This is a genomic window from Micromonospora sp. DT231, assembly GCF_049847025.1.
GTDB lineage: Bacteria > Actinomycetota > Actinomycetes > Mycobacteriales > Micromonosporaceae > Micromonospora.
In genome coordinates this window covers 939,174-952,787 of sequence record NZ_JBNCNO010000001.1, presented here as the reverse complement: position 1 = coordinate 952,787, position 13,614 = coordinate 939,174, and the positions used below count along the sequence as shown (strand labels likewise).

Annotated in this window: 10 protein-coding genes; 5 read left to right on the top strand and 5 right to left on the bottom strand. The window is 70.3% G+C overall.

What is annotated here, in order from left to right:
* Positions 1-59: 59 nt before the first annotated feature.
* Complete coding sequence (locus tag ACPXBU_RS04265; protein WP_425756523.1) at positions 60-776, bottom strand: isocitrate lyase/PEP mutase family protein; 717 nt, start codon at positions 774-776, stop codon at positions 60-62.
* A 42-nt stretch (positions 777-818) separates the two neighbouring features.
* Complete coding sequence (locus tag ACPXBU_RS04260; RefSeq protein WP_393374516.1) at positions 819-1,121, bottom strand: GNAT family N-acetyltransferase; 303 nt, start codon at positions 1,119-1,121, stop codon at positions 819-821.
* Between the two features lie 128 nt (positions 1,122-1,249).
* On the opposite strand from ACPXBU_RS04260, the gene ACPXBU_RS04255 reads away from it, so the two are divergent.
* The 3 genes from ACPXBU_RS04255 (at position 1,250) to ACPXBU_RS04245 (ending at position 5,459) form a co-directional block, all read left to right on the top strand.
* On the top strand, positions 1,250-1,942 hold the full coding sequence (locus ACPXBU_RS04255) for a DUF1223 domain-containing protein (protein WP_425756520.1): 693 nt from the start codon (positions 1,250-1,252) through the stop codon (positions 1,940-1,942).
* Positions 1,943-1,982: 40 nt separating this feature from the next.
* On the top strand, positions 1,983-2,390 hold the full coding sequence (locus ACPXBU_RS04250; protein ID WP_425756518.1) for an MmcQ/YjbR family DNA-binding protein: 408 nt from the start codon (positions 1,983-1,985) through the stop codon (positions 2,388-2,390).
* 156 nt (positions 2,391-2,546) lie between these two features.
* A complete protein-coding gene (locus ACPXBU_RS04245; protein WP_425756516.1) occupies positions 2,547-5,459 on the top strand; it encodes a glycosyl hydrolase in 2,913 nt (970 codons plus the stop codon).
* A gap of 91 nt (positions 5,460-5,550) precedes the next feature.
* Here the strand turns inward: ACPXBU_RS04245 and ACPXBU_RS04240 are convergent, their stop codons facing one another.
* The 3 genes from ACPXBU_RS04240 to ACPXBU_RS04230 all read right to left on the bottom strand — a co-directional run bounded on the left by ACPXBU_RS04240 (position 5,551) and on the right by ACPXBU_RS04230 (position 10,130).
* Complete coding sequence (locus tag ACPXBU_RS04240; protein WP_425756514.1) at positions 5,551-6,960, bottom strand: endo-1,4-beta-xylanase; 1,410 nt, start codon at positions 6,958-6,960, stop codon at positions 5,551-5,553.
* Between the two features lie 414 nt (positions 6,961-7,374).
* Positions 7,375-9,222 carry a family 43 glycosylhydrolase gene (locus ACPXBU_RS04235; protein ID WP_393374504.1) on the bottom strand — a complete coding sequence of 616 codons (1,848 nt, stop codon included), beginning with the start codon at positions 9,220-9,222 and terminating at the stop codon, positions 7,375-7,377.
* Between the two features lie 626 nt (positions 9,223-9,848).
* A complete protein-coding gene (locus tag ACPXBU_RS04230) occupies positions 9,849-10,130 on the bottom strand; it encodes a hypothetical protein (protein ID WP_393374501.1) in 282 nt (93 codons plus the stop codon).
* Between ACPXBU_RS04230 and ACPXBU_RS04225 the strand changes: the two genes are divergently transcribed.
* Together ACPXBU_RS04225 and ACPXBU_RS04220 are read left to right on the top strand one after the other, a co-directional pair.
* Entirely contained in the window at positions 10,124-12,460 is a 2,337-nt protein-coding gene (locus ACPXBU_RS04225; RefSeq protein WP_393374498.1) for a beta-L-arabinofuranosidase domain-containing protein, read from the top strand. The genes ACPXBU_RS04230 and ACPXBU_RS04225 overlap by 7 nt on opposite strands.
* 160 nt (positions 12,461-12,620) lie before the next feature.
* Positions 12,621-13,559, top strand: coding sequence for an SMP-30/gluconolactonase/LRE family protein (locus ACPXBU_RS04220; protein ID WP_425756511.1), 939 nt, complete (start codon positions 12,621-12,623; stop codon positions 13,557-13,559).
* Positions 13,560-13,614: the final 55 nt, after the last annotated feature.

Sequence of the window (13,614 nt, the reverse complement as noted above, 5' to 3'; positions counted from 1 at the left end):
CAGGCCGCGCCGCCGCTGGCGTGGCCGCGGTCGTTCGGTGGCGTCGCGGTCGCTCGGCCTCAGGCGCGCAGGCCCGCCGCCAAGTCGCCGATCGCCCCCATGGCGTAACGCTGCATGCCGGGGCCGAAGGTGATGCGTGTCGCGCCCTGCCGGCCCAGCTCCGCCACGGACTCCCGGTCCGGGACGGCGGCCATGTTGATCGGCCCGGCGATGCCCTCGCGCAGCACCGGCAGCACCGCCAGCGGCGCCAGGATCGGGTAGACGCAGTCGGCGCCGGCCGCCACGTAGAGGCGTGCCCGTGCCACCGCGTCGGCGGGGTCGCCCGTCCCGACCAGGAACGTGTCGACGCGCGCGTTGATGACGAGGGCGTCGCCCGCCTCCGCCCGGACCTCGGCCAGCCAGTCGGCGTGTTGCCGTGGATCCTTCAGCGTGCCGTGGCCGTCGGAGTCCTCCAGGTTGCAGCCGACGGCACCGGCGTCCAGGAGCCGCCCGACCAGCTCACCGGGGGCGAGGCCGTAACCGCCCTCGACGTCGGCGGACACCGGAACGGGCACGGCGCGGACGATCCGGGCCACCGCCGCGAACATCTCGTCGGCCGGTGTCGCGCCGTCGGCGTACCCGAGCGAGGCGGCGACCCCCGCGCTCGGCGTCGCCAGCGCCGGGAACCCGGCGTCGGCGAACACCCGGGCGCTGCCGGCGTCCCACGGCCCGGGCAGGACGAGCGGGTCGCCGGGGGCGCGGCCGTGGTGCAGGGCGCGGAAGGTGGCGACTGTCATCGTTCGGCTCCCCAGGGATGCGCAGGTCAGGCTTGCCGAACTCTACTTGACCTTGCGGGTCGACCGGACCACGATGCCCTCGTACTCGGGGTGCTTGACCAACCAGTCGGCGAGGAACGGACAGATGGGCACGACGGTCCGCTTCCTGGCGCGTGCGTCGTCCATCACCGCGCGGGCCAGGGTCGAGCCGACTCCCCTGCCCTCGAACGCCGGATCGACCTCGGTGTGGGTGTAGGCGATGATGCTTCCGGTCAGCTGGTAGGTGACAAACCCGGCTGTCGTCCCCGCCTCGTCGCGCGCCTCGAATCGCTCCCGCTCCGGCGCGTCTGTCACGGTGATCTGCATCCGATCATCCAACCACCCGCCGCGCCCCCGCTGACCGTGCGGCCGCTTCGGGTGACGCCGCGCGCATTGTCCCGGCGGTAACGGGAAACGCAGCGCCGTCGGTCGAGACCCGGGAGGAGGCGCGCCAGATGACGACCCCGTCGACAGACCTCGGCTTCGCCGTCGTGGAGATGTTCACCTCGCAGGGCTGCTCGAGTTGCCCTCCCGCCGAGGAGGTGCTGACCGAGATCGAGCACGATGCCCGGGATCGGGGGCAGCCGGTCTTCGCCCTCGGATTCCACGTCGACTACTGGGACGATCTGGGCTGGCCCGACCGCTTCGCCGACGCGGCGTACACCGCGCGGCAGGAGGCGTACGGCCGCGCCTTCGGCACCGGGCGTCTGTACACACCGCAGATGGTCGTCAACGGCACCGTCGAGTTCGTCGGATCCGACCGGCGGCGTGCGGCTGGCGCGATCGCCTCCGCCCTGGCGTCGAGCGCCACCTCGGCGGTCACGCTCCGGGCGGAGGACCTCGGCGGGCGGGTGGCGGTGGACTACCAGAGCGCACCACCGCCGGAGGGCGCGGTGCTGAACGTGGCGATCGTGGAACGTGGCCTGGACAGCGAGATCGCCCGAGGCGAGAACGCCGGGCGGACGCTGCGACAGGACAACGTCGTCCGCGCCTTCACGTCGGTGGCCCTGCGCGCCGAGCGGGGACGGGTGGAGCTGGCGACACCACCCGATCTCGATCCTCGCGGGGCCTCGGTGGTCGGCTACGTGCAGGAGGACGGTCACCGGGCCGTCCTCGGCGCCACCGCCGTCGACCTGTCCACCGCGTAATCTCGGCACATGCTGATCGTGTGTGGTGCGGGGGGCCTCGGTGGCTGACGCCGACGACGTACGCCGGGTGGCGCTGGCCCTGCCGCACACGGTGGAGATCCCCAGTGACGGCTTCGACTTCCGGGTGGCCGACAGGGGCTTCATCTGGTCCTACCCGGAGCGCGTCCCCGGAAAGCCCCGGGTGATCCGACTCGACATCGCCGTGCTGTTCGTCGGCGACGAGGCCGAGAAGCAGGCGCTCCTGCTCGGCGAGCCCGATCTCTTCTTCACCACGCCCGGCTACGCCGGCCTGCCCCTGGTGCTGGTGCGGCTGGCGGCGGTCGGCCTCGATCGGCTCGGTGAGCTGGTGACCGACGCGTGGCGGATGCGCGCGCCCGAGACGCTCCTGGACGACCTCGACGACGCCGGCCTGCCGGCGGTGGCGACGGACGCGGGCGCCGGCGGTTAGCGACATCAGCACGCAACGCGTGTGACACATTGACGGGGATCTCGGTGCTCCACTACCGTTGCCGTGAGAGCGCTCTCTCGCTCGACCTTCTCCCTAATTCAGACGCAACGCGTCGGACGCGGCACCTGCCGCACCCCGGCGCGCGATGGAGGCACCATGACACCTCCCGTCCCCCACCGCCGCTGGGCCCTGGCCACCGCGACCGCCCTGGCCCTGGTCGTCGGCGGTCTCGCGATCCCCGTCACCCGCGCCGCCGAGGCCGCACCCGTCGGCGCCGGCAGCTACACCACCACAGCGGTCGGCCCGCTCCCCAGCGGCTGCGGCGCGATGTCCAGCAACCCCCGGCAGTTCGCCACCGCCAACGCGCCCACCGGGCCGATCCCCACGAACGACTGGTGGTCCTCGCTGCTGTGGAAGCGCACCGACTGTTCCTTCAGCGAACCGCTGCACGCCCACCCGATCTCGTACGACACCTTCACCGACGGCCTGGGCTTCTCCGCCAACTCCACACCCGCCATCAGCGGCACCGCGACCGGCGTCGGTGAGTTCCACTACCCCTACGTGCAGGACCTCCGGGTCGGCGTTGCCGGGCTCGGCGCGCCCCAGGTCAAGGTGGACGGCTGGACCGACTGGACCGTCAGCCCACACTGGAGCGACGGCACCCGCACCATGCGCGCCACCATCGGCCACGGCCTGCCCTTCGCGTACTTCCAGACCACCGGCGGCGACGCGGTGATCGGCACCGCCGGCACCCCCGACGTGTGGTCCGCGAGCGGCGCCACCATCGGCTTCCGGGTCAACGGTCACGACTACGTCGGGTACGCGCCCAGCGGCGCCACCTGGACCGTCGCCGGCGGCCGGATCTCGTCCACCCTCGCCGGCCGGGGCTACTTCTCCGTCGCCCTGCTGCCGCCGACGTCCAGCGCGACGGAGCGCGCCGACCTGGCCGCGACCTACGGCCGGTACGCGCACGCCCACGTGACCGGCACCCAGGTGTCGTACGCGTACAACCCGGCGACCAGCGGCCTGACCACCACGTACGCGTTCACCACGACCGCCCGGGAGGGCTCCGCCACGCAGACCGTGGTCAGCCTCTACCCGCACCAGTGGAAGTCGCTGAGCGGGTCCACCGCCATCACCCCGACCTACCCGTCGGCGCGCGGCCGGATGAAGGTGCTCACCGGCGTCAACCAGTTCCGCACCGCCATGAGGTTCCAGGGCGTCGTGCCGGAGTTGCCGGCCGTCGGCGACGGCAGCGGAACCGACCTGGCCACCCTCACCAGCCAACTGGCGGCCGTCCGCGCGAACCCGATGGACCAGCGCGGCAACGACACCTACTGGACCGGCAAGGGGCTCGGCCGGGCCGCCCGCATCGCCGAGATCGCCGACCTGGTCAACGACACCACGACGCGCGACAGCGCGCTGAACGCCATCCGCAGCACGCTCACCGACTGGTTCACCGCGTCCAGCGGTAAGACCAGCCGGGTCTTCTACTACGACAACAACTGGGGCACCCTGATCGGCTACCCGGCGTCGTACGGCTCCGACCAGGAGCTCAACGACCACCACTTCCACTACGGCTACTTCATCGCGGCCGCCGCCACGCTTGCCAAGTTCGACCCGACGTGGGCCACCGCCGGCCGCTACGGCGGCATGGTGGACCTGCTGATCCGCGACGCCAACAACTACCAGCGCGGCGACACCCGTTTCCCCTACCTGCGGGACTTCGACATCTACGCCGGCCACGACTGGGCGTCCGGGCACGGCTCCTTCGGCTCGGGCAACAACCAGGAGTCCTCGTCCGAGGGGATGAACTTCGCCAACGCCCTGATCCAGTGGGGGCAGGTCACCGGCGACGCCGCCGTCCGTGACGCTGGTGTCTTCCTCTACACCACCCAGGCCGCCGCCATCCAGGAGTACTGGTTCGACGTCAGCGACCAGAACTTCCCCGCCGCCTTCGGGCACTCCACTGTCGGCATGGTCTGGGGCGACGGCGGCGCGTACGCCACCTGGTTCAGCGGCGAACCGGAGATGATCCAGGGCATCAACCTGCTGCCGGTCACCGGTGGGCACCTCTACCTGGGCAACAACCCGGCGTACGTACGGACCAACTACGCCGAGCTGGTCCGCAACAACGGCGGGCAACCCACGGTGTGGCAGGACATCCTCTGGCAGTTCCAGGCCCTCGGCGACCCCGACGCGGCGCTGGCGAACCTCCGCGCGAACCCCGGCTACACCCCGGAGGAGGGCGAGAGCCGGGCACACACCTTCCACTGGATCCGCAACCTCGCGGCGCTGGGCAGTGTCGACACCACTGTCACCGGCAACCACCCGCTGTCGGCGGTGTTCTCCCGCAACGGCGCGCGGACCTACGTGGCGTCGAACCCGACCGCCGCACCGATCACCGTGACGTTCTCCAACGGCACCAGTCTCACCGTGGCGGCCGGCAAGACGGCGACCACCGGGGCGTACACCTTCAGTGGTGGCAACGCGTCCGGCGGTGTGCCGACGACCACCCCACCGACGACCCGGCCACCGACCACGGCCCCACCCACGACGGCACCGCCCACCACGGCCCCACCGACCACCTCGCCGCCCACGACTGGCAGTCCCACCCGGTATCTGCTGCCGGGGGGCGGGTTGGGCGCCGCCGGCAGCGCGGCCACGACGACTGTCGCGGCCGCCAACGGAAACCACGACGGTACGCCCACAAACGCGCAGGTCTTCACGGCGACCGGCCTGAACCTCGCCTACGCCGGCGGGCAGACCGCGTTCGACCTGTTCGTGGATGCCGGGGCTGCGGTCGGCAACGGGGTGCAGGTACGGATCTCCTACGACCTCACCGGCAACGGCAGTTGGGACCGGGTGGAGACACTGCGCTACTTCGCCACCGACCCGGTGGCCGGCTACGAGCACTACACCCAGAACACCGGCCTGGCCTCGGCCACCGGCACGTTGGGCACGTTGAGCAACGGCACGGTCCGGGTGGAGATCTGGTCGGCGATCGGCAACAACCCCAGCACCGTGGGCATCGGCAACCAGTCGGTGCTGCGGCTGCCGTACTCCTGATCTGCTCGTGCACCGCGAACGGCCGGTGTGCGGGACCGGGGAACGGTCCCGCACACCGGCCGACGGGGACGGGTCGGTCAGGCGTGCCCGGTCAGGAGGCGGTGCAGGTGGGCGTGATGCCCGCCGCGCTGCCGGTGCCCTGGAAGCCGAACTCGGCGACCTGGCCGGCGGCGAGCCGGCCGTTGTAGTTGACGTTCGTGAACCGGACCGTGCCGGTGGAGCCACTGGCTGTCGCACTCCAGGTGTTCGTGACACTCGCGCCACCGGGAAGCGTGACGCTGACGTTCCACCCGTTCGTGCCGGCCGAGCCGGCGGTGACCTTCACACTGGCCACGAAACCACCGTTCCACGAGTTCAGTGACACCGACGCCGTGCAACCCTCCGGGCCCGGCGGGGGCGTCGTGGGCGGCGGGGTGGTGGGCGGAGGCGTGGTGGGCGGCGGGGTGGTCGGCCCGGGCGTCGTCGGCCCCGGGGTCGTCGGCGACGGGGTGATGGCCGGGCCGGCGTTGAGGGCGTTCAGGACGCTCGTGTACGCGGCCTTCTTGTTACCGTTGCACTCGAAGAGCAGGGCGTTGTCCGACCCACGCCACGAGTCACAGTCACGCACACCCCACGTGGTGATGCCCGTGCACCGCGAGACGGCCAGGCAGGCACGGGTGACACCGGCGAAGATGTTCGCCTGGTTGCCGCCGCCCATCACGTCCAGCTCGGTGATCTGCACGTCCACGCCGAGATCGGCGAAACGCTGCAGGTTGGCCTGGTAGTCACTGGACAACGACGTGCCCAGGTGCGACTGGAAACCCACACAGTCGATCGGCACGCCACGGGACTTGAAGTCCCGCACCATGTTGTAGATCCCCGTCGACTTCGCGTTGATCCCGTCGGTGTTGTAGTCGTTGTAACACAACTTCGCACCCGGATCCGCCGCCCGCGCCGCCCGGAACGCCGCCTCGATCCAGTCGTTGCCGGTGCGCTGCAGGTTCGAGTCACGCCGCCCGCCGCTGTTACCGTCGGCGAACGCCTCGTTCACCACGTCCCACGCGTAGATCTTCCCCTTGAAGTGGGTCGCCACCTGGGTCACGTGGTTCATCATCGCGCTGCGCAACGCACTGCCGGACATGTTCTGCGCCCAGCCCGGCTCCTGCTGGTACCACAACAGCGCGTGGCCCCGCACACTCATGCCGTTGGCCTGCGCGTGCGCGACCAGCCGGTCACCACCCGTGTAGTTGAACCGACCCTGCTGCGGCTCGGTCGCGTCCCACTTCATGTCGTTCTCGGCCACGACACTGTTGAACTCGCGGTTCAGGATCGTCACATACGTGCTGTCGGAGAGCTTCTGCCCCGCGACGGCCGCACCGAAGTAACGGCCCTTCTCGGCGGCCGACGCCTTCAGGGTCGTACCGGCACTGGCCGTGGAGGTCAGCGTCATCGTCATTCCGGCGGCGAGTGCGCCGGTGGCAGCGACGGTCACCGCCAATCGCAGGACTCTCTTGTGATTCATGCGAATTCCTTGTCTGTGGTGGTTCGGTGATGGAGGTGCAGCGCCCGAATCTGCTCCTGCGAAGCCGGTGATATCGGCACCGGCGATGTCGACGCCGATGCCAGTGCCGCCGCGGGGTCGGCTCACGGTGGCGGAACCCGGACGACCGAAGGCCCAGTCGCCAGCACGGCACCGGTGGTGGTAGACCCCGACACGACGTCCGGCATGCCCTGGGCGGACGTCACGCTCCGAGGTGCGGCCCACAGGCTCGCCCGGTGAACCACAGGTGCGGCCGCCCTCAACCATCGACTGTGAGCGATAACATGCCGTTCGTCAAGTCGTAACGATCCGCCACCGGGTGGCGGGCTGCTCCGGTCGTGGCGCCGGGCGCCCGGTGCTGCCGGAGCCGTCCGCGGACGGCTCCGGCAGCGCGCGTCACTGGAACGAGGCGTCGTCGACGAGGAGGCTGTCGGTGCCCGCCGCCGTCTCGACGTAGAAGATCGCGCTGGACAGCGTGCCGCTCCACGACACGGTCGTCGTGCCGGTGAGCAGGGTCCAGCCGTTGACGTTCACCCCCACGGCCGGGGTGAGCTGGACGTAGTTCGTGGTGCCGTTCGCGGTCAGCGACAGGGTCGCCTTGGCCGACGGCGTGCCGCTCTGCGCCCGTACCCAGACGTTCGTGGTGTAGCTCTTGCCGTTGGTGAGCTTCGAGGTCACGTCCTGGCTGGGGCCGTTCCACGCCCCGGTCCGGCCGGTGATCGACAGCGACCCGCCGCCGCCGTGGGCGACGGCGGTGTTCCGGGAGAGCGTTCCGCTGCCGTGCACACCCCAGCCCGTCGTGCCGTTCTCCACGTCACCGTTGGTGAGCACGGTGGCGCTGCCGCCGGTGCCGGTGAACTGCCACCAGTTGATGTTCAACAGGTTGCCGCTGCCGCCGGCGAAGCGGAGGTACAGGTCGTGGGTGCCGGTGGCGCCGTTGACCGCGCAGGTGGTGCTGGTCCAGGCCTGCCAGCCACCGGTGCCGCCCACGGTGCAGGTGCCGACCACCGGGCCGGTGGCGCTGTCGAGGCGGACCTCGATGCGCCCACCGCTGGTGCCCGAGGCGACCCGGGCCGTGAACGACGTCGCCCCCGCGCCGAACGCGACGCCCTTGACCTTGACGTAGTCGCCGTTCTCGATCCACCCGACGTTCATACCGCCCTCGCTGGACACCTCGGTCTCGATCCCGGAGCCCCACGCGATCGTCTCGGCCTCCTGGCGCACGTACGGGTTGAGCGTCCCCACCTGCGGCGCCCCCGTCGTGCTCATCGTGATCGTCGGGAACATCCCGGCGGAGGTGTAGGAGAACTTCTCCACGGCCACCGACCTGGTGTAACCACTACCGCCGGGCAACGCCCCGTTGTGGTAGAAGAAGTAGGACCCACCGTTGAAGTCGACGACCCCGGCGTGATTGGTGAAACTCGCACCCTGCCGCGGCATGATCGTCCCGCGGTACGTCCACGGCCCGGTCGGGCCGGGAGCCGTCGAGTAACCGATGAACTCCGAGCAACACTCCGCCGCGAACACGTTGTAGTACAACCCGTTGCGCTTGAACACCCACGGCCCCTCCTCGTACAGGGTCGGCCGGGACGCGTTCCCCGTCCGCGTGCCGAAACCCGCGGTCGTCAACGGAATCCGCGTCGCGCTGCCCGAGTAGGAGATCATGTCCGCGTTCAACCGCACGTACCACAGGCCCGGGTTACCCCAGTACAGGTACGCCTGCCCGTCATCGTCGATGAACACGTTCGGATCGATCTCGTTGTTGCCCACCAACGGGCGGCCGAGGGCGTCCCGGAACGGCCCGGTCGGGGAGTCCGCCACGCCGACGCCGATGACCATCTGCCCGTTCGAGCGCTGCCGCACCGGCACGTACCAGTAGAACTTCCCGTTGCGCGCGACCACGTGACCCGCCCACGCGTTGGCATCCGCCCACGCGAACGTCGCCAGACTCATCGGCGACCCGTGATCGGTCCAGTTCACCATGTCCGCCGACGAGAACACCCGCCAGTCACGCATGGTGAAGTACGTCGACCCGTCCTCGTCGTGACCCGTGTACAGGTACACCCGACCGTTGTGCACCATCGGCGCCGGATCAGCGGTGTAGACGTGCTGGACGATCGGATTGTCCGCCTTCGCGGCACTGGCGGGGACCAGTGCGACGACGCAGACGAGGCTCGCCAGCCAGGCGATGGCGCGCCTGAGCCTGGGGGTGGTGGGGGTGGTGCTTCGAGTTCTCACCTTCACGATTACTCCCGGAGAGAGTGCGCTGTGCGCGAGGTCCGCGTCGAGTCGACGAGTCACCGCCACCCGGGTTGCCTGTGTAAGGGGCTGCACCGTGCGCGTACGAAGGAGCACGGGCGGCAACCGTGTTAGCGCTAACAGGTCTTCGTCGATGCCCTGCTCGGCATGTGACCTGGACTTTTGGGCGATGCGGAGGGCCCGTCGTAACGACCTCGCCGCGAGGATGTAGCGAGGACGACATCCAAGATTTACGATGCAAGGTACTGAGCCGTGCGGCCGACGTCAACGGGGTGCCAATCGGTCCTCGACGATGGCTGCCCGTTACGCGCTGTTATCTTGTGGTGGCCAGAAGCCCCATCCGCGTCCATTCCGGACCATCGGCGCACCCATCGACCGCCGCCGACCAGGGGTCACGGCGTGCTGCCGTCGCATCGACGCGCCAGGGCGGTCGGCGCGACGCACTCAGGGGTTGCGGGCGTGTTAACGACCAACTATGTTAGCGATCACATCGATGTGCCGCGATAGGCCTCCGGGCAGCCCGTCGCGTCCACGGCGACAACAGTTCCACAGTCACCACAACAGTCGTGCGTGTTTCCGCTGACGACCCGCCGCCATCGATGCGCCGCCGCTCAGCCGGCCCCCGACCACCGCTCGGGTGGCCCCCACCACCCGTCCCGCGCCTCGGAAAGGTCGCCTACCGTGCCGCTGACTCGACGCACGTTCGCCCAGAGCGCGCGGTCCACCGCTGCCACCGCCAGCAGCGCACCGAGCCTTCCGAGCGCCGTCCACGCCGCGCCGGCGACCGCCAGCACCGACGCGCACCGCGGCAGCTCGAGCGCCGCCGACCACCAGCACGCCACCCCGTAGCGCACCGTCCCCCGTACCGAATTTCCTGGAGGTTCCCATGCCACCCCTGCCCCTCAGCCGCCGCCACCTCCTTCAGGCCGCCGGAGCCACCGCGGTGGTCTCCGCGGCCGGCTCCACCCTCGTCGGCGGCAGCGCCTCGGCCGCCGTGGTTCCGCCGGCCCGGGCGGACATCGGCGTCTCGGCGTACGCGTTCGACCTCGGTCAGGTGCGGCTGACCTCCGGCCGCTGGATGGACAACCAGTCGCGGACGCTCAACTACCTGCGGTTCGTCGACGTCGACCGGATGCTCTACAACTTCCGGGCCAACCACCGGCTGTCCACGAACGGCGCCGCCACCAACGGGGGCTGGGACGCGCCGAACTTCCCGTTCCGGACCCACATGCAGGGCCACTTCCTGAGCGCGTGGGCGTACGCGTACGCGGTGCTGGGCGACACCACCTGCCGGGACAAGGCCAACTACATGGTCGCCGAGCTGGCCAAGTGCCAGGCGAACAACGGCGCCGCCGGGTTCGGCGCGGGCTACCTCTCCGGCTTCCCCGAGTCCGACTTCAACGCCCTCGAGGCACGGACGCTGTCCAACGGCAACGTGCCCTACTACTGCATCCACAAGACCCTCGCCGGGCTGCTCGACGTCTGGCGCTACATCGGCAACACGCAGGCCCGTACGGTGCTGCTGTCGCTGGCGGGCTGGGTCGACACCCGCACGTCGCGGCTCAGCTACAGCCAGATGCAGTCGATGCTGGGCACCGAGTTCGGCGGCATGAACGACGTGCTCGCCGACATCTACCAGCAGACCGGCGACAGCCGGTGGCTCGCCACCGCACAGCGGTTCGACCACGCCGGCATCTTCGACCCGCTGGCCTCCGGCCAGGACCAGCTCAACGGCAAGCACGCCAACACGCAGGTGCCCAAGTGGATCGGCGCGGCCCGGGAGTTCAAGGCCACCGGGACCACCCGTTACCGGAGCATCGCCAGCAACGCGTGGAACATCACCGTCGGCGCGCACACCTACGTCATCGGCGGCAACAGCCAGGCCGAGCACTTCCGGCCGCCCAACGCGATCGCCGGCTACCTCACCAACGACACGTGCGAGCAGTGCAACACGTACAACATGCTCAAACTGACCCGGGAGCTGTGGCTGCTCGACCCGAACCGGGCCGACTACTTCGACTACTACGAGCGCGCGCTGATGAACCACCTGATCGGCGGACAGAACTCGGCCGACAGCCGCGGCCACATCACCTACTTCACCCCGCTGCGGCCGGGTGGCCGTCGGGGTGTGGGCCCGGCGTGGGGTGGCGGCACCTGGAGCACCGACTACAACTCGTTCTGGTGCTGCCAGGGCACCGGCCTGGAGATCAACACGAGGTTGATGGACTCCATCTACTTCTACAACGGCACGACGCTGAGCGTGAACCTGTTCACGCCGTCGGTGCTCGACTGGACGCAGCGCGGCATCACGGTCACCCAGACCACGAGCTTCCCGGTCAGTGACACCACCACGCTGACCCTGTCCGGCTCGATGAGCGGCTCCTGGAGCATCCGGGTGCGGATCCCGTCCTGGACCAGCGGTGCGACGATCTCCGTCAACGGCGCCGTGGAGAACGTCACCGCCACCCCGGGCACCTACGCCACCGTCACGCGTACCTGGGCCGCGGGCGACACCATCACCGTGCGGCTGCCCATGCAGGTCGCCGTCAAGGCCGCCAACGACAACGCCAACGTCGGCGCGGTCACCTACGGCCCCACGGTGCTGGCCGGCAACTACGGCAACACGGCCCTGAGCAGCCTGCCCACCCTCACCGTCTCCTCGATCACCCGGACCAGCACCAGCTCGCTGGCGTTCACCGCCACCGCCAACGGGTCCACGGTGAACCTCGCCCCCTTCTACGACGCCCACGGCTACAACTACACGGTCTACTGGAACACCAGCGGCAGCGGCGGCGGCCCCACCGGCAGCTACCGCCTGGTCAACGTCGGCACCGGGCTGGTCCTCGGTGTCCAGAACATGTCCACCGCCGACGGTGGTCTGGCCGTGCAGTGGAGCGACAGCGGCACCGCCGACCACAACTGGGTGGTCGTGACCGACGGCAACGCGGTCCGGTTCCGCAACGCCAACAGCAACAAGGTGCTCGGTGTGGAGAACATGTCCACCGCCGACAACGCCCGGGTCCTGCAGTGGGCGGACAACGGCACCGCCGACCACAGGTGGATCCTCGTCGACAACGGCGACGGCACCTACAAGATCCGCAACGTCAACAGCAACAAGCTGCTCGGCATCCTGAACGCCTCCACCGCGCTGGGTGCGCAGGCCGTGCAGGATTCGGACAACGGCAGCGCCGACAACCGGTGGCGTCTGGTCCGCAACGCCTGACGATCCGCCCAGCTCGCCGGGTCGCCGGCGCGGTCGCCCGAGGACCGCGCCGGCGACGCCGGGCGGGCGGTCGGCAGCGGTCGTACAGTGGCAGGGTCCTGGCCCCAGTGATCGTGGCGGATCTGTCGGCCCGTGCCGCCGTCCGCCCGGAAGGAGCACAGTGAACCGACCCCTCCGGGCCGCGCTCGGCGGCGCCCTGAGCGCCGCCCTGCTGACCTGCGTCGCCGTCGCGCCCGCACAGGCGCACTCCGCGGGGCGGCTGCCCACCGTCCTCGCCCTGCCCGACGGGTTCGCACCCGAGGGCATCGCCACCGCCGGCCGGTACGCCTACCTCGGCTCCCGCGCCACCGGCGCCATCCAGCGCGTCGACCTGGTCACCGGCCGGGGCACGACGATCGGCGCGGCCACCGGCACCCCGTCCCTCGGCCTCAAGATCGACGCACGCGGCCGGCTCTTCGTCGCCGGGGGCACGGCCGGCGACGCCCGCGTCCTCGACACCCGCACCGGCGAGGTGCTGGCGAGATACCAGTTCGCCACCACCCCGACCTTCGTCAACGACGTCGTCCTGACCCGCGACGCCGCGTACTTCACCGACTCGAACCGGCCGGTGCTCTACCGGCTGCCGCTCGGTCGCGGTGGCGCGCTGCCGCCCGCCGACGGGTTCACCACGATCGCGTTGACCGGCGCGTACCAGCAGGTCGGCACCGGCGTGAACGTCAACGGCATCGCCACCACACCGGACGGCAGTGCGCTGATCGTCGTCCAGTCCAACACCGGGACGCTGTACCGCGTCGACCCGGCGACCGGCGCGACCACTGTCGTGGACGTGCCCGGATACACCTTCACCAACGGCGACGGGCTGCTGCTGCGCGGGCGCACCCTCTACGTCGTACAGAACAGCCTCAACCAGATCGCGGTGGCCACGCTGAACCACGCGGGCACCAGGGGCACGGTCACCGGCACCATCACCGACCCGAACTTCGACGTGCCCACCACCGTCGCCGAGGCGTGGGGCCGGCTCTACCTGCCCAACGGCCGCTTCACCACGCCACCGACCCCGACCACGCCGTACACGGTCGTCGCGGTCCGCGCCCGCTGAGCTACCCCGGGGGTACGCGCACCGCGCGTACCCCCGGGCCGGTCGTCAGTAGGAT